Origin of the sequence: Geothrix mesophila, assembly GCF_022808835.1 — a bacterium.
Lineage (GTDB): Bacteria > Acidobacteriota > Holophagae > Holophagales > Holophagaceae > Geothrix > Geothrix paludis.
Genome location: NZ_JAKZLD010000004.1, coordinates 38,949 through 56,344, shown reverse-complemented (window position 1 = coordinate 56,344; position 17,396 = coordinate 38,949). Strand labels below are relative to the sequence as shown.

The following is a 17,396-nucleotide window of genomic DNA, read 5'->3' as shown; positions in this document are numbered from 1 at the left end:
GCTTGTCCGTCCGCCATGGATCGCCTACTCGGACGCGGGTGCGCCCTCGGCGAGTTCGACATAGGCCTTCTTCCGGGGGCTGGAGGTCCCCACGAAACGGCCGAGGCGCTTGGTCCGGCTGGGAATCCGCACGGTGCGGACGCTCTTCACCTTGGACTGGAGCAGGAGCTCCACGGCCTCCTGGATCTGGTGCTTGGTGGCCCAGGTGGCCACCTCGAACACCTGGATGTTCTTCTCCCGCAGGATCTGGCCCTTCTCCGTGAGGAGGGGCTTGCGGATCACGTCGAAGATCTTGGTCATGGCTTCACCACCTCCTGGAGGGCCAGGACGGCTTCCTTGGAGAAGATCACCTGGTCGTACTTGAGGAGCTCATAGACGTTCACGCCCAGGCTCTCGACGGTCTGCAGCTTCGGGTTGTTGCCGGCGGCGCGGGAGAGCTTCTCGCTGGCCTCGGTACCCACCAGGAGGGCGGAGCCGGTGACACCGAGCTTGCCGAGGGTCTGGATCAGGGCCTTGGTCTTGTGGGACTCGACCTCCCAGCTCTCGACCACCAGCATCTGGCCGCTGGCCAGCTTGGCGGACAGCGCGTTGCGCAGGGCGGCGCGCCGGGCCTTCTTGGGGAACGCGTAATCATAGGAACGCGGGTGGGGGCCATGGACCGTGGCGCCGCCCTTCCACAGCGGGCTGCGGATGGAGCCCACGCGGGCGCGGCCGGTGCCCTTCTGCTTCCAGAGCTTCTTGCCGGAGCCGCTGACTTCCCACTTGTCCTTGGTCTTGGCGGTGCCGGAGCGGCGCTTGGCCAGGAAGTGGCGCACCGCTTCCCAGATCAGGTGCTCGTTCAGGTCCTCGAGCTTGAACACCTCGGGCAGGAGATCGACGGTGCCGACCTGCTTGTTGTCGAGGTTGACGACGGGGTGCTGGAACGCTGCCATCCTAGGCCTCCTGCTTGATGACGATGTACCCACCCTTGGGGCCGGGGACGGCGCCCTTGATGAGCAGCAGGTTGTTCTCGGCGTCCACCTTGGCGATCTCCAGGTTGCGCACGGTCACCTGGGCATCGCCCATGTGGCCGGCCATGCGCATGCCGGGGAAGACGCGGCTGGGGTAGCTCGACCCGCCGATGGAACCGGGGGCGCGGTGGAACATGGAGCCGTGGGTCGCACGACCGCCGGCGAAGTGGTGCCGCTTGATGACGCCGGCGAAGCCCTTGCCCTTGCTGATGCCGGTGACGTTCACCTTGGTCTTCGCCTCGAAGGCGCTGGCCAGGACGCTGTCGCCGGGCTTGGACGTGTCGGCCGCGTCCACCTTGATCTCGCGCAGCACGCGGACCGGGGCGACGCCCTGCTTCTCGCAGTGGCCCTTCTCGGCCTTGCTGGCGCGCTTCCCGCCATTGGGGTCCACGTAGCCGATCTGCACGGCCTCGTAGCCATCCTTGGCGGAGGTCTTGCGCATCACGACCACGCAGGGGCCGGCCTGGATGACAGTCACAGGGACGATCTGGCCCTGCTCATTGAAGATCTGGGTCATCCCCAGCTTCTTGCCGATAATTCCTTTGGACATGTTCTCTCCCCCCTCTACCGGTTGCCCTGGCGGCTGAAGACCTTGATCTCCACGTCGACGCCAGCAGGCAGGTCGAGACGCATGAGCGTGTCCACGGTGTTCTGGGTCGGGTTCAGGATGTCGAGCAGCCGCTTGTGCGTGCGGATCTCAAACTGGTCCCGGCTCTTCTTGTCCACGTGGGGGGAACGGTTCACGGTGTACTTGTTCGTCCGGGTGGGGAGGGGAATCGGTCCCGCCACCTGGGCGCCCGTGCGCTTGGCGGTGTCCACGATCTCGCGGGTGCTCTGATCGAGCAGACGGTGGTCGAAGGCACGCAAACGGATGCGGATGTTGTCTTTCATGCTCACTCCATTGGGACGGGAACCGTCCATAGACGTGGGGCGCTGACCGCCCATGTAAATCCGTCCCAACGACAGGGACAGGGCTGATCAGCATAACAAAAGCCGCTGCAAATTCAACGGCTTTTTGAGAGAACGCACGACCTCCCGGGGGAGGAAGCGGGTGGATCAAGAGGCCCGGCAACCCGAAGGTTCGAAGGACGGCCTCACCCCGGGAAGGGGCTAAGACTGCAGATAAAGCAAGTTACTGATGTTGGTGCAATGGGAGGCAACGAGGGCTGGCTTCGCCAGGCCGAGTTGCGGGGGTCCGGGGGTGTCTGCGAAGCACGGAACCCCCGGAGAACATCGACCTACTTGGCACCCTTGACCTTGGCGATGATTTCTTCCGCCACGTTCCGGGGAGCCTCTTCGTAGTGCGAGAACTGCATGGTGTAGGTGCCGCGGCCCTGGGTCATGGAACGCAGGGTCGTGGAGTAGGCGAACATCTCGGCCAGGGGCACCTTGGACGTGATGACCTTGGAGCCCGAGCGCTCCTCCATGTTCTCGATGCGGCCACGGCGGCTGTTCAGGTTGCCGATGACGTCGCCCATGTAGTCCTCGGGGGTCTCGACTTCGACCGCCATGATGGGCTCGAGGATCACGGGGCTAGCCTTCTCGCAGCCGGCCTTGAAGCCCATGGAGCCGGCGATCTTGAACGCCATTTCGTTCGAGTCCACCTCGTGGAAGCTGCCGTCGTAGATGGTCACCTTGATGTCCACCACGGGGTAGCCCGCGAGGACGCCGGAGTGCATGGCCTCCTGGATGCCTTCGTCGGTGGGCTTGATGTATTCCTTGGGAACCACGCCGCCCTTGATCTCGTTGATGAACTCGTAGCCCTTGCCGACCTCGTTGGGTTCGACGATGAGCTTGACGTGGCCGTACTGGCCGCGACCACCGGACTGGCGGACGAACTTGCCCTCGGATTCCACCCGCTTGCGGATGGTCTCGCGGTAGGCCACCTGGGGCTTGCCCACGTTGGCCTCGACCTTGAACTCGCGCATCATGCGGTCGACGATGATCTCGAGGTGCAGCTCGCCCATGCCGGCGATGATGGTCTGGTTGGTCTCGGGATCAGTCTTCACCTTGAAGGTGGGATCCTCCTGGGCCAGGCGGGCCAGGGCGATGCCCATCTTCTCCTGGTCGGCCTTGGTCTTGGGCTCGATGGCGACCTGGATCACGGGATCCGGGAAGTCCATGGACTCGAGCACCACGGGGTTGTTCTCGTCGCAGATGGTCTGACCCGTGAGGACGTCCTTGAGGCCCACGGCGGCGCCGATGTCACCCGTGCGGACTTCCTCGATGTCCTCACGCTTGTTGGCGTGCATCTGGAGGAGGCGCCCGATGCGCTCGCGGCGGCCCTTGTTGGCGTTGTAGACGCCGGAGCCGGCCGGCAGGATGCCGGAGTAGACGCGCAGGAAGGCCAGGGAGCCCACGAAGGGATCGGCCATGATCTTGAAGATGAGGGCGCTGAAGGGCTCGTTGTCGTCAGCCTTGCGCTCCACCTCGTTGCCGTCGCTGTCCATGCCCTTGATGGCGGGAATGTCCAGGGGCGAGGGCATGTAGCTCACGACCGCGTCGAGCATGGGCTGGACGCCCTTGTTCTTGAAGGCGGAGCCGCAGGTCATGGGGGTGAAGGCCAGCGACACGCAGCCCTTGCGGATACCCTCGCGCAGCTCGGCCTCGGTCAGCTCTTCGCCGCCCAGGTACTTTTCCATGAGGTGCTCGTCGGTCTCGGCGACCATCTCGACCATCTTCTCGCGCCACTCCTTGGCGGTCTCCACCAGGTCGGCGGGGATCTCGCCGTAGAGGGTCTTGAAGCCCTTGTCGGCATCATCGAAGGTGACGGCCTTCATGAGGATCAGGTCCACCACGCCCTTGAAGTTCTCCTCGGCGCCGATGGGGATCTGGATGGGACAGGGACGCGCCTTCAGGCGGTCCTGCATCATCTTGACGACGCGGAAGAAGTCCGCGCCGGTGCGGTCCATCTTGTTCACGAAGGCCAGGCGGGGCACGCCGTACTTGTCGGCCTGGCGCCACACGGTCTCGGACTGGGGCTGCACGCCGCCCACGGCGCAGAACACGGCCACGGCGCCGTCGAGCACGCGGAGGCTGCGCTCCACCTCGGCCGTGAAGTCCACGTGGCCAGGGGTGTCGATGATGTTGATGCGGTGCTCCACGCCCTTCAGCTGGCCGGTCTGGGGCGTCCAGGCGGCCGTGATGGCGGCGGAGGTGATGGTGATGCCCCGCTCCTGCTCCTGCACCATCCAGTCGGTGGTCGCGGCACCCTCATGCACCTCGCCGATCTTGTGGATCTTGCCGGTGTAGTAGAGGATGCGCTCCGTCGTGGTGGTCTTGCCGGCATCGATGTGCGCCATGATGCCGATGTTCCGGTAGCGCTCGAGGGGGGTCTGGCGGGCCACAGCGGCCTCCTGAAAGGATCAATGCAGAATCGGAGTCGGGAAATGCTTCAAAGACCTTCGCGGAAGGAGCCGCCGGGTCGGCGGCTCCTTCCGGTCGGATGGGCTGCTACCAGCGGAAGTGCGCGAAGGCCTTGTTGGCCTCGGCCATCTTGTGGACGTCGTCCTTCTTCTTGATGGCGGCGCCGCGGAAGTTCATGGCGTCCAGGATCTCGCCAGCCAGCTTGTCGCGCATGGTGCGCTCGCCGCGGGAGGCGGAGTAGATCTTCAGCCAGCGCATGGCCAGGGACTGGCGGCGGTTCTGGGGAACCTCCACGGGCACCTGGTAGGTGGCGCCGCCCACGCGGCGGGACTTCACTTCCACCGAGGGCTTGATGTTGTTGAGGGCCTTCTGGAAGGCCTCCAGGGCCTCCTCGCCGCTCTTCTTGGCGACGATCTCCAGCGCCCCGTAGAGGATGCGCTCGGCGGTGGCCTTCTTGCCGCGCTCCATGAGGATGTTCACGAACTTGGAGACGACGAGGCTGTTGTAGACGGGATCCGGGAGGATCTCACGCTTGGCGGGTGCGGAACGACGGGCCATGTGTCACCTCCCCTACTTCTTCTTGGCCGGCGCGGCGCCAGCCTTGGGGCGCTTGGCGCCGTACTTGGAACGGGACTGGTTGCGGCCCGCGACGCCGGTGGCGTCCAGGGTGCCGCGGACGACGTGGTAGCGCACGCCCGGCAGGTCCTTCACGCGGCCGCCGCGGATGAGCACGATGCTGTGCTCCTGCAGGTTGTGGCCCACGCCCGGGATGTAGGTCGTGCACTCGATGCCGTTGGTGAGGCGCACGCGGGCCACCTTGCGAAGCGCGGAGTTCGGCTTCTTGGGGGTGGTGGTGAACACGCGGGTGCACACGCCACGCTTCTGCGGGCAGGCGTCGAGCGCGGGGCTCTTCGTCTTGTTCTGGAACGTCTTCCGCCCGAGGCGGATCAGCTGATTGATGGTAGGCACACCATCCTCCAAGGAAGGCGCCGGTGGATCCGGGCCTGGGCCCGAGAGGTTCGCCGCGGTGGAGGCTCCGGAGAACGTCGGACGGATGAAATCCTGCGCCGGCCCACGGGGCCGGAACCATCTAGGTTATCGGAATGGCCATGGAAGTCAACGCACCAGGCGTAAACCCATGGAGACGGGCCTCACCCGGCGAGGGGGCACCCGCAGCCGCCCGCGGCGCAGCCGTGACCGCCCTTGGAGGCCTCCGGGGCCGAAGCGGAGGCCGTGGCGGGCGCGGGGGCGGCGCCCTTGTACCACCCCCCACCGGTCAGGGCGAAGGCCGATACGGACACCTGCCGCCTCATGCCGCCGGGCTCGCCGCAGGCCGGGCACGCATGCGTGTCGGGGGCGGACATGCTCTCCAGCTTCTCCTCGGGCTGGCCACAAGCTTCACAACGGTATTCATAGAGCGGCATGGCAGACTTCTCCTGGGACTTCTCCCTGAACCTTCCATTTTATCCCGGTCTCTTAGATGCCGTCACTGACCCGTTTCTTCCAGAGCCCTGAAGCCTTCCTCGAGGCTGTCCCCCGTCCGGGAACGCTGTGCTTCACCAACGGCTGCTTCGACCTGATCCACCCCGGCCACGTGCAGTACCTGGCCGAGGCCCGCGCCCTGGGCGACTTCCTCGTGGTGGGCCTCAACAGCGATGCCTCCGTGGCGCGCCTGAAGGGGCCGGGCCGGCCGCTGCAGGACGAGGCCGCCCGGGCGGCCATCCTGCTGGCCTTGCGCAGCGTGGATGCGGTCGTGCTCTTCAGGGAGGACACGCCGCTGGAACTCATCCGCGCCCTCCAGCCGGACGTGCTGGTGAAGGGCGGGGACTACACCCCGGACAACGTGGTGGGCCGCGAGATCGTGGAAACCCGCGGCGGCAGGCTCGTCCTCCTGCCCTTCCTCCCGGGCCACAGCACCTCGCGCATCGAGCAGCGGATCCGCAGTGGGCGCGGCGTCACGCTCGAGCCCCGCGTATAGATCCTTCGGATGATCCAATTGTGACAGTACCTCGCTAGGCTTGGGACCGGCCTCACACCGGGGCCCGTCATTGTCGGAGGTCTCATGCGTCACCGCGTTGCCCTTGCCCTCGCCCTTCTGGGCCTGCCCCTCGCCGCCCAGGACATCACTGGCGGACTGCAGACGGGGCTCTCTCTGCCGGTCGGGGACCTGAAGGACAAGACCGATTTCGGCACCAACCAGTTCTTCGGTGCCCACATCGGCGGTCACCTGGACTTCAACATCACCTCCCACCACCAGGTCCGCGCCCAACTGACCTACCACAGCCTTCCCGGCTCCGGCTGGGGCGGCCCGGCTGATGTCAACAACGACTTCAAGATCCTGCAGGTGGGTGCCGACTGGGTCTACAACTTCCAGAGCCCGAACCAGGGCTGGTACACCATCGCCGGTGCCTCCCTCAACAGCGTCAAGGACGACTACAGCGGAAACGGCTTCAGCGGCAGCGCCAGCCAGAGCGGCAAGCTCGGCCTGCGCGGCGGCGGCGGCTACACCTTCAACAAGATGTTCTCGCTCGAAGGCTCCCTGAACCAGGTCTTCGTGGACAAGAACGGCAACGATGGCTTCGGCTTCGACACCGCCACCTGGGTCCAGGTGAGCGCCGTGTTCCGCTTCGGCCGGTAACCTCCATCCCCCTCACGAAAAACGGGCCGCGATCGCGGCCCGTTTTCGTGAGAACCGGAACCAGCTAGAGCAGGGGCGACAGCAGCTGCCAGTACTTGGGCAGGGGCCAGAGGTCGGCATCGCAGGCCTCTTCCAGGAGGTCGAGCACCTCCCTCAGAGCGTGCTTGGCCTCGTTCACCTTCTGCCCGAAGGCTTCGGTCCGTGCATGCAGGTCCTCGATGGCATCCGCGTCGGCCAGGGCGGCCTTCATGGCGGAAAGGCGCGACTGGGCCTCGCCCGCGAGGGTGGCCTGGGCCTGGAGCGAGGCCTTCAGGGTCTCGGGCACCGCGATGCCCGCGGCGGCCAGCCGGCCAAGGCTCTTGGCCCGGGCTCCCAGGTCCGCCGTGATGGAGGGCAGGATCTGGGTCTCCGCCATCTCGCGCAGGACCTGCGTTTCGATGGCGATGGCCTTCTGGTACTGCTCGTGGCGGATGTGGATGCGCGATTCCAGCTCGCCCTCGGACAGGATGCCCGGCTTGGAGAACACGGACTTGGCCGCGGGGTTCTCCCAGATGTGCAGGGCCGCCACCGTGTCCTTCGCGTGGGGAAGGCCGCGGCGCTCGGCCTCCGCCTTCCACTCGTCGGAGTAGCCGTTGCCCTCGAAGCGGATGGACTTGGTCTCGATGATGGCTTCGCGCACCACGGACAGGACGGCGGCGCGGTGTTCCTTGCCGGCCTTGATCTCGGCGTCCAGCTTGGCGTTCAGCCCTTCCAGCGCTTCGGCCACGGCGGCGTTGATCACCGTCAGCGGCAGGGCGATGGGCTGGCTGGAACCCACGGCGCGGAACTCGAATTTGTTGCCCGTGAAGGCGAAGGGGCTGGTGCGGTTGCGGTCCGTGGCGTCCTTCTCAATGCGGGGCAGGTTGCCGATGCCGAGATCCAGGATCCGCTGGGAAGAGGCGTCGGCGGCGGCGCCCTTCTCGATGGCGTCGAGGATGTGGCTGAGCTGGGCGCCCAGGAACACGGACATGATGGCCGGCGGCGCCTCGTTGGCGCCCAGGCGGTGGTCGTTGCCGGCGCTGGCGATGGCGGCGCGGAGCAGGCCGCCGTGGGTGTGGATGGCCTTCAGGGTGGCGCTGAGGAAGTAGAGGAACTGCAGGTTCTCCTCGGGGGTCTGGCCGGGCTCCAGCAGGTTCTGCCCCTCGTCCGTGGCCAGGCTCCAGTTCACGTGCTTTCCGCTGCCGTTGACGCCGGCGAAGGGCTTCTCGTGCAGGAGGATGGCCAGGCCGTGACGCTCGCCCACGGACTTGAGGATCTCCATGAGCAGCTGGTTATGGTCGCTCGCGATGTTGGCGGCCTCGTAGATGGGCGCGATCTCGAACTGGTTGGGGGCCACCTCGTTGTGGCGGGTCTTGGCGGGGATGCCGAGCTTGAAGCACTCCAGCTCGACCTCCTGCATGAAGCCGAGGACCCGCTCCTTGATGCTGCCGAAGTAGTGGTCCTCCAGCTCCTGGCCCTTGGGCGGCTTGGCGCCCTGGAGGGTGCGGTTGGCGAACATGAGGTCCGGCCGCTGCTGGGCCAGCTCCAGGTCCACGGCGAAGTACTCCTGCTCGGGGCCGCACTGGGCCACCACCGCGTCGGCGGCCACGCCGAAGTGGGCCAGGCCCTCGCTGGCGCGCCGGGAGACCACCTCCATGGACCGCAGCAGGGGCACCTTGTGGTCCAGGGCCTCGCCGTGGTACCCCACGAAGGCCGTGGGGATGCAGAGGGTCTTGCCGATGGGGCCTTCGATGAGGAAGGCCGGGCTGGCCGGATCCCAGGCCGTGTAGCCGCGGGCCTCGAAGGTGGCGCGCAGGCCGCCGCTGGGGAAGGAACTGGCGTCGGGCTCGCCCTGGATGAGCTGGCTGCCGCTGAAGCGCTCGATGACCTGGCCCGGCTCGTCCCAGGAGATGAAGGCATCGTGCTTCTCGGCGGTGGCGCCGGTCATGGGCAGGAACCAGTGGGTGAAGTGCGTGCAGCCCTGCTCCAGAGCCCAGTCCTTCATGGCCTGGGCCACGCTCTTGGCCACCTCGGGCGACAGGGCCTCACCGCGCTTCAGCGCCTGGCGGTAGGCCTTGTAGACATCCTTCTGCAGGCGGTCGCGCATGGTCCGCTCGCTGAAGGTGTTGCAGCCGAAGTACTGGCTGATCTTGGTCTGGTCCAGCCGTGAGATGCTGGAAGTGTCTGGCGCCGGCGCCTTGGCCATGTGTCCCCCCTTTGGACGGTGGTGAAAGATGACTGTAAATACAAAAGGACCGATGTCCGCCCCTCGGGGGCAGCCATCGGATTCCCATGTCCACCTGGATCCTGCGATCCATCCCCAGGGTAGCGGAATCCCCCTTGTGGCGACAGATTTTCCCGTCTGCGAGCGGGCTCTTTTTCTCTTGGCGGATCTCCAGGGGCGGCAGGAAGGGATCCCCCGCCCCGCCGCCCTGGCCTGGGAACGGGCGGCCTTCGCCGCCGTCTTCGACGACCCGGGTCCGGGACAGCGGATCCGCCGGTTCCTTGAGAAGGCCTAGAATGGAGTCATGGACCTGACCGCCCCCTACGTCCCCGACCTCGAGAGCATCCCCGCGGGCCTCGACCTGCCCGCCGAGATCCGGCGGCTGAAGGCCGAGCGGCGAGCCGTCCTCCTGGCGCACTACTACCAGGAACCCGAGATCCAGGATCTGGCGGACTTCGTGGGGGACAGCCTCCAGCTCAGCCAGCAGGCGGCCAAGGCCGATGCCGACGTCATCGCCTTCTGCGGCGTCCACTTCATGGCTGAGACCGCCAAGATCCTCAACCCCGGCAAGACGGTCGTGATCCCCGACATGGATGCCGGCTGCAGCCTGGCGGACCGCTGCCCGGCGGATTACTTCGCCGAGTGGCTGAAGCAGTACCCGGATCACGACGTGGTGAGCTACATCAACTGCTCCGCTGGCGTGAAGGCCCTCAGCACCGTCATCTGCACCAGCAGCAACGCCGTGCGCGTGGTGGAGAGCCTGCCGAAGGACCGCAAGATCGTCTTCGCCCCCGACCGCCACCTGGGCAAGTGGGTGATGCAGCAGACGGGTCGCGAGATGGTGCTCTTCCCTGGTTTCTGCATTGTCCACGAGCAGTTCACGGCCAAGCGCCTGGCGGCCTTGAAGGCCCAGCACCCCGAGGCCAAGCTCATCGCCCACCCCGAGTGCGACGCCACCGTCAGCCAGCTGGCAGACTTCGTGGGTTCCACGGCGGCCCTGCTCAACTTCGTGGCCAAGGACAGCGCCAAGGCCTTCATCGTGGCCACGGAAGCCGGCATTCTCCACCAGATGCGCCAGCGCCGCCCCGACGCCGAGCTGATCCCCGCCCCGGCCGACAGTGGCTGCAACTGCAGCCTCTGCCCCTACATGAAGCTCAACAGCCTCGAAAAGCTCTATCTCTGCCTGCGGGACCTGCAGCCTGAGATCCGCCTGGACGAGGCCATCCGCCTGAAGGCCCTGAAACCCCTGGAGCGGATGCTGGCCCTGGGTTAGGAGACCGGCGGCCGCTAAGCTGGCTGTCACCCCCTTCCCGTCGAGCCCCCCATGCCCCGCCATCGCACCTCCCGCTTCCGTGTCCTCCATCCCGGCTTCGGAACCTCCCGGTGGCAGCGCCTCCAGCAGCAGAGCGGCATCGTCCTCCTGGTCCTGGCGGGCCTGTTGACGGCGGGTGTGCTGTATTTCGCCCCCCGGTACTACCTGATGGATCAGATCGGCAACGCCCAACAGGCCTACATGGAGGCCCACTGGGTAGACTTCGAGGCGGTGGAGCGGCACTGGAAGAGCCTGCCGATCCTCCACAGCATCCAGCGGGGCGATGAGGAGGACGTCCGCCGCTTTCTCGCCGACCAGCCCCTGGTGGTGGCCCTGCTGGACCGCTTCGAGGGCCGCCACCTCTGGGTCCGCGAGGGCGACCACCTGGTTCCCGCCCGGGACCCCGCCCAGACCCAGCAGTACCTGGGATGGATGACCCACGCCGAGATGGCCCAGCGCTTCGAGTGGAACCCGCCGCGAGAGCAGGATCCCGACTTCGGGAAGGTGGCCACGGTGGTCCTGCTGTCGGACCGCTGGCTGGTGATCAAGCGCTGGCGGCCCGGGTCCCCGGACGTGGAGCGCGAGCTGGGCATCGCCCTGGCCCCGCGCCGGGCCCTGCGCATGGGGCTCCTCCGGGAATCGGACGCCACGCGGAAGGACCTGAAACCCCAGCCCTGGGGGGCCCAGCCCAACCTCCAGGCCGACCCCCAGCGGCTCATCGTCCTGCCCCTGGGCTCCATCACCAAGACCAACGCCTTCGGAGAGGGCTGGTCCCTGGGCGGCGTGGCCTTCGATGACGACCAGGCGGCTTTCCGCCGGACGCTCAAGTCCCAGCGGCGCCTGGTCTCTGGCGTGGCCCTCTCCGTGGGGCTGGCCATGCTGCTGGGCCTGTGGCTGCGGCACCGGACCCGGCGCAAGGCCGAGCTGGACGCCGATCGCATGGCCTCCATGACCCACAGCCTCAAGACGCCCCTGGCCATCCTCAAGTTCCGCTGCGACTCTCTGCGCCTGGGCCGCCTCAGCCCCGAGCGGGCCGACGAGGAGCTGCTCAAGATCGGCGAGGAGGTGGACCACCTCACCACCATCATCGAGACCGGCCTGCGGGTCATCCGGGGCGGCGGTGCCTCCGGTCCCCACGGCCTGGCCACGCCCGCCTGGATCCGCGACGTGGTGGAGGATCTGCGCCCGGGATTCGAAGTCGAGAACCGGCCCCTGGAGATCCAGCTGGCGGAGGCATCGGGACGGGCCCCACTGCCCTCCTTGCGCTCGGCCCTGCTCACCCTGGTGGAGAACGCCCTGACCCACGGGCGGGGCCGGGTCACCCTGGAATCCTGGCGGACCCGGCGCCGCCTCTGCCTCCGGGTCTCCGACGAGGGGGACGGCTTGGAGCCTCACCAGCTCAAGGCCCTGGGCAAGCCCTTCCAGCGCCTGCGCTCCAAGGGGAAGGAGGGCTTCATGCGGGAAGGCCAGGGGCTCGGCCTGAGCCTCCTGGTGCAGGTGGCGGAGCAGGAAGGCTGGGGCCTCTCCTTCACCTCCGCTCCAGGCGAGGGCCTCTCGGCCCTTCTGGAGGTGCCGGTCGCCTGACCCGAAGGCCCCATCCCCGCTCGGTTTCCACCCACCTGGCACCTTCAGAGATGACCAGGATCACGGGGCACGGCCCCTGCCCGGACCTACCATCAGGGCGGGCGACGCCCGCCCGATGGGGGAAGTCATGACGCGTTCATGGATGGGCCTCGTGGTTCTCAGCCTGGGCATGGTGGCCGCCGAGCCGCCGAAGCCCGTCCAAGTGCCCCTGAAGGCGCCCCAGGAGGCGACCATTCCCCCGGGACCCGTCGGCGAGGCGATCCGCATGGGCCAGAAGATCTTCACGAACACCCCCAAGTACGCTCCGGCGTATTCCGGGAATGCGCTCAGCTGCAGTAGCTGCCACCTGGACGCCGGGAAGGCGCCCCACGCCGCGCCCATGGTGGGCCTCTGGGCCGTCTTCCCCACCTACCTGCCCCGGGCCGGGCGCGTGGGAACCATGGAGGACCGCATCAACGGCTGCTTCCTGCGCTCCATGAACGGCAAGCCCCTGCCGACCAACAGCGAGGAGATGCGCGGCCTGCTCGCCTATGTCTGGTGGCTGTCCAAGGATGTCCCCGTGGGAGCCGAGGTGGTGGGCCGGGGAAATCCCCCCCTGCAGGCCCCCGCGCCCGCGGATCCGGAACGCGGCAAGGCGGTTTACGCCCGGGCCTGCGTGGTCTGCCACGGGGAGGACGGCCAGGGCTCCGCGGACATTCCGCCGCTCTGGGGCCCCCGGTCCTTCAACCTCGGGGCCGGCATGGCCCGCACCAGCAAGGCCGCGGCCTTCGTGAAGGCCAACATGAGCGGGCTGGGCGGAACGGAGCCCCTCACGGCCCAGGAGGCTTACGACGTGTCCGCCTACTTCACCCATCAACCCCGGCCGGATTTCCCCGGGAAGGTGAACGATTGGCCCCGGGGCGGGAAGCCCGCGGACAGCCGGTACTGAAGGAATACCCGCACTAGGAAATTGCAGCCGATCCAACTTGCCTTTCCAAGGCAATGCTCGCATCGTGGATGAAGCACGATCCTTGAGCGAGATGCCGTGATCCACATCCTCGTGGTGGAGGATGAGCCCTCCCTCTGCCAACTCCTCGTCAACAACCTGAGCTTCGAAGGCTACTCCGTGGAGGCCGTGGAGGATGGTGTGCCCGCCCTGGCGGCCCACACGGCCCGAGCCGCGGATCTCATCGTGCTGGACCTGATGCTGCCCCAGCTGGACGGATTCGAGGTCCTCCGCACCCTCCGGGACCGGCGGGACCACGTGCCCGTGCTCCTCCTCACGGCTCGGGGCGAGGAGGCGGACCGGGTGAAGGGCCTGAGCCTGGGGGCTGACGACTACCTGGTGAAGCCCTTCTCCGTGCTGGAGCTCGTCGCCCGGGTGAAGGCGATCCTGCGCCGGACCCGCCCCGTGGACCGCCCGACCCTGCTGCGGTCCGGCCCCTTCCGCTTCAACCTCCCGCGCCTGGAGGCCCGGCGGGAAGGGAAGCCCCTGGAGCTGACCCCTCGCGAGTTCCGCCTGCTGGAGATCCTCATCACCCACGCGGGCCGGACCCACAGCCGCAAGGAGCTGTTGCAGCTGGCCTGGGAGCCGGACGCCCGCCCCAGCGCCCGCACGGTGGACGTCCACATCGCCAACCTGCGCCGCAAGCTCGGGGAGGAGCTCGGTTCACCCTGGATCACCACGGTGGGCGGCGAAGGCTACCGGTGGATCACCCCCGTGGAACCGGAGGCCGGCGGGGCCGCGTCGAACGGGTAGACTGGACCTTCGTCCCCGAGGTCCGATGGCGCCCTGGAACCCCCATAGCTGGCAGCGCTTCCCCGCCGCGCAGCAGCCGACCTATGACGACCCTTCCGAGCTGGAGGGCGTCCTGGCGCGGCTGCGCCGTATGCCTCCCCTGGTGGTGCCCCAGGAGGTGGACCGGCTCCGCGGCCTGCTGGCCGAGGCCGCTGCGGGACGGCGCTTCCTCCTCCAGGGCGGCGACTGCGCCGAGCAGTTCAAGGACTGCACGGCGGAATCCATCGCAGGCAAGCTGCGGGTGCTGCTCCAGATGTCCGTGGCCCTCACCCACGGCGGGCGGAAGCCTGTGGTGCGCGTGGGCCGCATCGCCGGCCAGTTCGCCAAGCCCCGGAGCAAGCCCACGGAGATGGTCCGGGACCGGGAGCTGCCCAGCTACCGCGGCGACCTCGTGAACAGCCTGGAGGCGGACGAGGCCGCCCGCCGCCCGGACCCGGGCCGCATGCTGGAGGCCTACTTCCACGCCTCCGCCACCCTGAACCACCTGCGGGCCCTGGCGGCTGGCGGCTACGCGGACCTGCACCACCCCGAGCGCTGGGAGCTGCCCGGCGAGGCGGGCCGGGTGCCCGAGTACCGGCGCACCCTGGACCAGGTGCGCGAGTCCCTGGATTTCCTGGAGGCCCTGGGCGGCGTGCAACGGGACGCCCTGGAGCGCATCGACTTCTACACCAGCCACGAGGCCCTGCTGCTGCCCTACGAGGAGGCCCTCACCCGCTGGGTGGGCGAGACGTCCGCCTACTACAACCTGGGAGCCCACACCCTCTGGGTGGGCGAGCGCACCCGCCAATTGGACGGTGCCCACATCGAGTACCTGCGGGGCCTCCGCAACCCCATCGGCGTGAAGGTGGGCCCCAGCGCCACGCCCGAGCACCTGGCGGCCCTGCTGGACCGCCTAGACCCGGACCGGGAGCCCGGGCGCCTCACCCTCATCTCCCGCTTCGGCGCCACGAAGATCCAGGCGGCCCTGCCGCCGCTCCTGAAGGCCGTCCAGGCCACGGACCATCCGGTGCTCTGGAGCTGCGATCCCATGCACGGCAACGGCGCGGAGAGCGCCCAGGGCCTCAAGACCCGCGACTTCGGGGCCATCCTCTCGGAGCTGCGTCAGGCCTTCGAGATCCACCGGGCCCACGGCTCCCACCTGGGCGGCGTCCACATCGAGCTCACGGGCGAGGCTGTCACCGAGTGCACCGGCGGCAGCGAGGGCCTCTCCGAGGCGGACCTGGCCAAGGCCTACGAGACCGGCTGCGACCCGCGGCTGAACGGCACCCAGAGCCTGGAGATGGCCTTCCTCATCGCCGAGATGATGCGAGGCTAGGCCCCATCCGGAATCTCAGGCTCCACCAGCTGCGCCAGCAGTGTGAGCGACTCCTGCCAGCCCAGGTGGCAGGCCTCCGGCGGGATCACGCCGGGGATGCCCGCCTGCACGATGTCCACCTCGGTGCCGACGGAGACGGCCTTCAGGGTGATGGTCGTCTCCATGGCCCCGGGCAGGTTCGGATCGTCGAAGGTGTCCGTGTGCCGGATGCGCGCGCCGGGCACCAGCTCGAGGTATTCGCCTCCGAAGCTGTGGCTGCTGCCCGTGCCGAAGTTCGTGAAGGACATCCGGTAGGTGCCGCCGACCTTTGCCTCCAGGTGGTGGACCTTCCCCGTGAAACCGTGTGGCGGGAGCCACTTGGCCATGGCGTCCGGATCGAGGAAGGCCCGGTAGATCCGGTCGGGCGTGGCCCGGAGCACACGATGGAGACGGATGGTGTTCGTGGTGGACATGGCGGCCTGGCCTTTCGAGGTGGGTTGGAGAGGAGAGCGCGGGAGGGCTGCACCATAGCACCGCCAGACCTGTCACGACATCCACCTTTGGATGGACCCGCCACAGCTCGCATCCACGCGGCCTAGTGGACCGTCGGGTGGATCCCTTCCGGTCCGGCCCGGAGGATCAGGGTTTCGAAGGCCGTGCCCACCAGGACCTCGGCTCCCGGCAGCAGTTCCTGCAGGGGCTTGAGCTTCGGCACCGGCAGCAGCAGAGCCTCGCCCGGGCGGAGGGTCGGCAACTCCAGGCCCTCCCAGGCCCCGAGGGGCGTGCTGCGGCGGGCGGCGCCGGCCCGCAGTTCCAGGCTTCCCTCCGGCCAGGCATCCACCATCCAGGCTCCCAGCAGGACGCTTCCCCCGTCCTCCAGGGCCAGGCAGAATCCCGCGGCGCCGCCACCCGCCAGGCCCAGGACCGCCAGGCCGGGACGGGGCAGTTCCATCAGCTCCGCCCCGGGCCCCCTCACCTGGAAGCGGTCGAGGGCGGTTCCGTCGGCCCGGTGCAGCGCCGCGGGCCGGGGCAGGCAGGGCAGCAGGTTCGCGGATTCCGGGAACGGAGCCAGGGACTCCGGCAGGGTGCCGCGGCGGTCCCATTTCTCGGCGTAGGCCAGGGTCTGCTTGGCCCGGGCCAGGGCTCGGGCTCCGCCTTCCAGCAGGCGCCGGAGGCTTCCGGGGACCAGGGCCTCGGCCAGCCGCTCCGGATCGCCCTCTCCCAGCTTGCGGAGGCGCATGGCCTCGATGCGGTTCAGGTCCGCCAGACGGCCCGACGCCAGCCGGCCCACGAGCGTCCGGCGTTCCAGGGGCCCCTCGGCCCAGGCGGCGGTACCCAGCAGCATCCGCGGATCAGACCTGGGCTTCGAGCCAGGCTCGGGTGGCGGGCGAGAGCGGCTTGGGCCGGTTGGTGGCGAAGTCCAGCATCACCTGCACGCTCTTCCCCTCGGCGAAGACCGGGCCGCCCAGCCCCTTGGTGAGGCGATAGCCCAGGTCGAAGGAGCTGTTGCCCACCCGGGCGCAGTGGAGCTCCACCCGGACGTCGTCGCCCAGGAGGATCGGCATGCGGTAGTCCACCTCGATGCGCGCGATGAGGAAGCCTTCGTCCGTGAAGGCCCGACCGCCCAGGAAGCTGCGCCACCACTGGAAGCGCCCCTGCTCCATGAAGCTCACCACCACCGCGTTGTTCACGTGGCCCATGGCGTCCAGATCGCTGAACCGCACCTCGATGGGATGGGAGAAGGGCATGGCGCCTCCGGACCCTCAACCTTACCGCCAACCGTGGCATGATGCGTCCCGATGCCCGCGCCCCTGCTCATCGCCTACGATCCGGCCTGCACCCTCTGCTGCCGCATGGCTCTCTGGCTGGCCCGGCGGGATCGCCGGGGGCTCCTGCACATCGCCTCCCTGCGCGATCCGGACCTGCTGGCCCTGGGCCCCGAGCTGGCCGGGCGTCCCCTGGAGGCGGAGATCCACGGTCTCGACCTGGGCACCCGCCAGGTCTGGGCGGGGGCGGACCTCCTCCGGCCCATCGCCCGGCGGCTGCCGGGCTGGCGCTGGGCCTCGCCGCTGCTGGCGATCCCGGGCCTGCCCCGGCTGCTGAACCGGGTCTACCTGTGGGTGGCGGTCCGCCGCTTCCGCCGCACCGGCCGGCCGCCCTTCGCGTAGCCTGG

General features: G+C 68.4%; 21 protein-coding genes. 9 read left to right on the top strand and 12 right to left on the bottom strand.

Features of this window, described 5'->3' with window-relative positions:
- Positions 1 to 24 precede the first annotated feature (24 nt).
- The 8 genes from MLG87_RS12495 to MLG87_RS12460 all read right to left on the bottom strand — a co-directional run bounded on the left by MLG87_RS12495 (position 25) and on the right by MLG87_RS12460 (position 5,800).
- Positions 25 to 300: a 50S ribosomal protein L23 gene (locus MLG87_RS12495; protein ID WP_026852754.1), complete on the bottom strand. Its 276-nt coding sequence runs from the start codon at positions 298 to 300 to the stop codon at positions 25 to 27.
- Positions 297 to 932, bottom strand: coding sequence for a 50S ribosomal protein L4 (gene rplD, locus MLG87_RS12490; RefSeq protein WP_243288438.1), 636 nt, complete (start codon positions 930 to 932; stop codon positions 297 to 299). Before rplD ends, MLG87_RS12495 begins: the two co-directional genes overlap by 4 nt.
- Before the next feature lies 1 nt (position 933).
- The gene (gene rplC, locus MLG87_RS12485; RefSeq protein ID WP_243288439.1) at positions 934 to 1,560 is read right to left on the bottom strand and encodes a 50S ribosomal protein L3; all 627 of its coding nucleotides are present in this window, start codon (positions 1,558 to 1,560) and stop codon (positions 934 to 936) included.
- A gap of 14 nt (positions 1,561 to 1,574) precedes the next feature.
- The gene (rpsJ, locus tag MLG87_RS12480; RefSeq protein WP_043483643.1) at positions 1,575 to 1,901 is read right to left on the bottom strand and encodes a 30S ribosomal protein S10; all 327 of its coding nucleotides are present in this window, start codon (positions 1,899 to 1,901) and stop codon (positions 1,575 to 1,577) included.
- A 347-nt stretch (positions 1,902 to 2,248) separates the two neighbouring features.
- Positions 2,249 to 4,357: an elongation factor G gene (gene fusA / locus MLG87_RS12475; protein WP_243295499.1), complete on the bottom strand. Its 2,109-nt coding sequence runs from the start codon at positions 4,355 to 4,357 to the stop codon at positions 2,249 to 2,251.
- 106 nt (positions 4,358 to 4,463) lie between these two features.
- On the bottom strand, positions 4,464 to 4,934 hold the full coding sequence (gene rpsG / locus MLG87_RS12470; RefSeq protein WP_243288441.1) for a 30S ribosomal protein S7: 471 nt from the start codon (positions 4,932 to 4,934) through the stop codon (positions 4,464 to 4,466).
- 12 nt (positions 4,935 to 4,946) lie between these two features.
- Positions 4,947 to 5,345 carry a 30S ribosomal protein S12 gene (rpsL, locus tag MLG87_RS12465; RefSeq protein ID WP_026852760.1) on the bottom strand — a complete coding sequence of 133 codons (399 nt, stop codon included), beginning with the start codon at positions 5,343 to 5,345 and terminating at the stop codon, positions 4,947 to 4,949.
- Positions 5,346 to 5,527: 182 nt separating this feature from the next.
- The gene (locus MLG87_RS12460; protein WP_243295498.1) at positions 5,528 to 5,800 is read right to left on the bottom strand and encodes an FmdB family zinc ribbon protein; all 273 of its coding nucleotides are present in this window, start codon (positions 5,798 to 5,800) and stop codon (positions 5,528 to 5,530) included.
- Between the two features lie 56 nt (positions 5,801 to 5,856).
- On the opposite strand from MLG87_RS12460, the gene rfaE2 reads away from it, so the two are divergent.
- A complete protein-coding gene (gene rfaE2, locus MLG87_RS12455) occupies positions 5,857 to 6,354 on the top strand; it encodes a D-glycero-beta-D-manno-heptose 1-phosphate adenylyltransferase (protein WP_243295497.1) in 498 nt (165 codons plus the stop codon).
- Positions 6,355 to 6,438: 84 nt separating this feature from the next.
- Positions 6,439 to 7,014, top strand: a complete 576-nt coding sequence (locus tag MLG87_RS12450; RefSeq protein WP_243295496.1) for an outer membrane beta-barrel protein — start codon at positions 6,439 to 6,441, stop codon at positions 7,012 to 7,014.
- A 64-nt stretch (positions 7,015 to 7,078) separates the two neighbouring features.
- On the opposite strand, the gene MLG87_RS12445 is transcribed toward MLG87_RS12450, so the two are convergent.
- Positions 7,079 to 9,238, bottom strand: a complete 2,160-nt coding sequence (locus MLG87_RS12445) for a glutamine synthetase III family protein (RefSeq protein WP_243295495.1) — start codon at positions 9,236 to 9,238, stop codon at positions 7,079 to 7,081.
- 136 nt (positions 9,239 to 9,374) lie between these two features.
- Between MLG87_RS12445 and MLG87_RS12440 the strand changes: the two genes are divergently transcribed.
- The 6 genes from MLG87_RS12440 to MLG87_RS12415 all read left to right on the top strand — a co-directional run bounded on the left by MLG87_RS12440 (position 9,375) and on the right by MLG87_RS12415 (position 15,244).
- Complete coding sequence (locus tag MLG87_RS12440) at positions 9,375 to 9,551, top strand: hypothetical protein (protein WP_243295494.1); 177 nt, start codon at positions 9,375 to 9,377, stop codon at positions 9,549 to 9,551.
- A gap of 9 nt (positions 9,552 to 9,560) precedes the next feature.
- Positions 9,561 to 10,529, top strand: coding sequence for a quinolinate synthase NadA (nadA, locus tag MLG87_RS12435; RefSeq protein ID WP_243295493.1), 969 nt, complete (start codon positions 9,561 to 9,563; stop codon positions 10,527 to 10,529).
- Between the two features lie 51 nt (positions 10,530 to 10,580).
- Positions 10,581 to 12,152: a sensor histidine kinase gene (locus MLG87_RS12430; RefSeq protein WP_243295492.1), complete on the top strand. Its 1,572-nt coding sequence runs from the start codon at positions 10,581 to 10,583 to the stop codon at positions 12,150 to 12,152.
- A gap of 127 nt (positions 12,153 to 12,279) precedes the next feature.
- Entirely contained in the window at positions 12,280 to 13,080 is an 801-nt protein-coding gene (locus MLG87_RS12425) for a c-type cytochrome (RefSeq protein WP_243295491.1), read from the top strand.
- A 96-nt stretch (positions 13,081 to 13,176) separates the two neighbouring features.
- Positions 13,177 to 13,890, top strand: coding sequence for a response regulator transcription factor (locus tag MLG87_RS16320; RefSeq protein WP_243295490.1), 714 nt, complete (start codon positions 13,177 to 13,179; stop codon positions 13,888 to 13,890).
- 25 nt (positions 13,891 to 13,915) lie between these two features.
- The gene (locus MLG87_RS12415; RefSeq protein ID WP_243295489.1) at positions 13,916 to 15,244 is read left to right on the top strand and encodes a class II 3-deoxy-7-phosphoheptulonate synthase; all 1,329 of its coding nucleotides are present in this window, start codon (positions 13,916 to 13,918) and stop codon (positions 15,242 to 15,244) included.
- Here the strand turns inward: MLG87_RS12415 and MLG87_RS12410 are convergent.
- The 3 genes from MLG87_RS12410 to MLG87_RS12400 all read right to left on the bottom strand — a co-directional run bounded on the left by MLG87_RS12410 (position 15,241) and on the right by MLG87_RS12400 (position 16,971).
- Entirely contained in the window at positions 15,241 to 15,696 is a 456-nt protein-coding gene (locus MLG87_RS12410; protein ID WP_243295488.1) for an SRPBCC family protein, read from the bottom strand. The genes MLG87_RS12415 and MLG87_RS12410 overlap by 4 nt on opposite strands.
- 122 nt (positions 15,697 to 15,818) lie before the next feature.
- On the bottom strand, positions 15,819 to 16,568 hold the full coding sequence (locus MLG87_RS12405; protein ID WP_243295487.1) for a hypothetical protein: 750 nt from the start codon (positions 16,566 to 16,568) through the stop codon (positions 15,819 to 15,821).
- Positions 16,569 to 16,575: 7 nt separating this feature from the next.
- Entirely contained in the window at positions 16,576 to 16,971 is a 396-nt protein-coding gene (locus tag MLG87_RS12400; RefSeq protein WP_243295486.1) for an acyl-CoA thioesterase, read from the bottom strand.
- A 51-nt stretch (positions 16,972 to 17,022) separates the two neighbouring features.
- Between MLG87_RS12400 and MLG87_RS12395 the strand changes: the two genes are divergently transcribed.
- Positions 17,023 to 17,391, top strand: coding sequence for a thiol-disulfide oxidoreductase DCC family protein (locus MLG87_RS12395; protein ID WP_243295485.1), 369 nt, complete (start codon positions 17,023 to 17,025; stop codon positions 17,389 to 17,391).
- Positions 17,392 to 17,396: the final 5 nt, after the last annotated feature.

What these genes read in the sequence shown, in the direction of transcription:
- rplC (WP_243288439.1), bottom strand. Translation starts at nt 1,560, where the DNA reads ATGTCCAAAGGAATTATCGGCAAGAAGCTGGGGATGACCCAGATCTTC.
- nadA (WP_243295493.1), top strand. Translation starts at nt 9,561, where the DNA reads ATGGACCTGACCGCCCCCTACGTCCCCGACCTCGAGAGCATCCCCGCG.
- MLG87_RS12450 (WP_243295496.1), top strand. Translation starts at nt 6,439, where the DNA reads ATGCGTCACCGCGTTGCCCTTGCCCTCGCCCTTCTGGGCCTGCCCCTC.
- MLG87_RS12495 (WP_026852754.1), bottom strand. Translation starts at nt 300, where the DNA reads ATGACCAAGATCTTCGACGTGATCCGCAAGCCCCTCCTCACGGAGAAG.
- MLG87_RS12430 (WP_243295492.1), top strand. Translation starts at nt 10,581, where the DNA reads ATGCCCCGCCATCGCACCTCCCGCTTCCGTGTCCTCCATCCCGGCTTC.
- rpsJ (WP_043483643.1), bottom strand. Translation starts at nt 1,901, where the DNA reads ATGAAAGACAACATCCGCATCCGTTTGCGTGCCTTCGACCACCGTCTG.
- MLG87_RS12445 (WP_243295495.1), bottom strand. Translation starts at nt 9,238, where the DNA reads ATGGCCAAGGCGCCGGCGCCAGACACTTCCAGCATCTCACGGCTGGAC.
- rpsG (WP_243288441.1), bottom strand. Translation starts at nt 4,934, where the DNA reads ATGGCCCGTCGTTCCGCACCCGCCAAGCGTGAGATCCTCCCGGATCCC.
- MLG87_RS12410 (WP_243295488.1), bottom strand. Translation starts at nt 15,696, where the DNA reads ATGTCCACCACGAACACCATCCGTCTCCATCGTGTGCTCCGGGCCACG.
- rplD (WP_243288438.1), bottom strand. Translation starts at nt 932, where the DNA reads ATGGCAGCGTTCCAGCACCCCGTCGTCAACCTCGACAACAAGCAGGTC.
- MLG87_RS12395 (WP_243295485.1), top strand. Translation starts at nt 17,023, where the DNA reads ATGCCCGCGCCCCTGCTCATCGCCTACGATCCGGCCTGCACCCTCTGC.
- MLG87_RS12425 (WP_243295491.1), top strand. Translation starts at nt 12,280, where the DNA reads ATGACGCGTTCATGGATGGGCCTCGTGGTTCTCAGCCTGGGCATGGTG.
- rfaE2 (WP_243295497.1), top strand. Translation starts at nt 5,857, where the DNA reads ATGCCGTCACTGACCCGTTTCTTCCAGAGCCCTGAAGCCTTCCTCGAG.
- MLG87_RS12415 (WP_243295489.1), top strand. Translation starts at nt 13,916, where the DNA reads ATGGCGCCCTGGAACCCCCATAGCTGGCAGCGCTTCCCCGCCGCGCAG.
- MLG87_RS12400 (WP_243295486.1), bottom strand. Translation starts at nt 16,971, where the DNA reads ATGCCCTTCTCCCATCCCATCGAGGTGCGGTTCAGCGATCTGGACGCC.
- MLG87_RS12460 (WP_243295498.1), bottom strand. Translation starts at nt 5,800, where the DNA reads ATGCCGCTCTATGAATACCGTTGTGAAGCTTGTGGCCAGCCCGAGGAG.
- MLG87_RS12405 (WP_243295487.1), bottom strand. Translation starts at nt 16,568, where the DNA reads ATGCTGCTGGGTACCGCCGCCTGGGCCGAGGGGCCCCTGGAACGCCGG.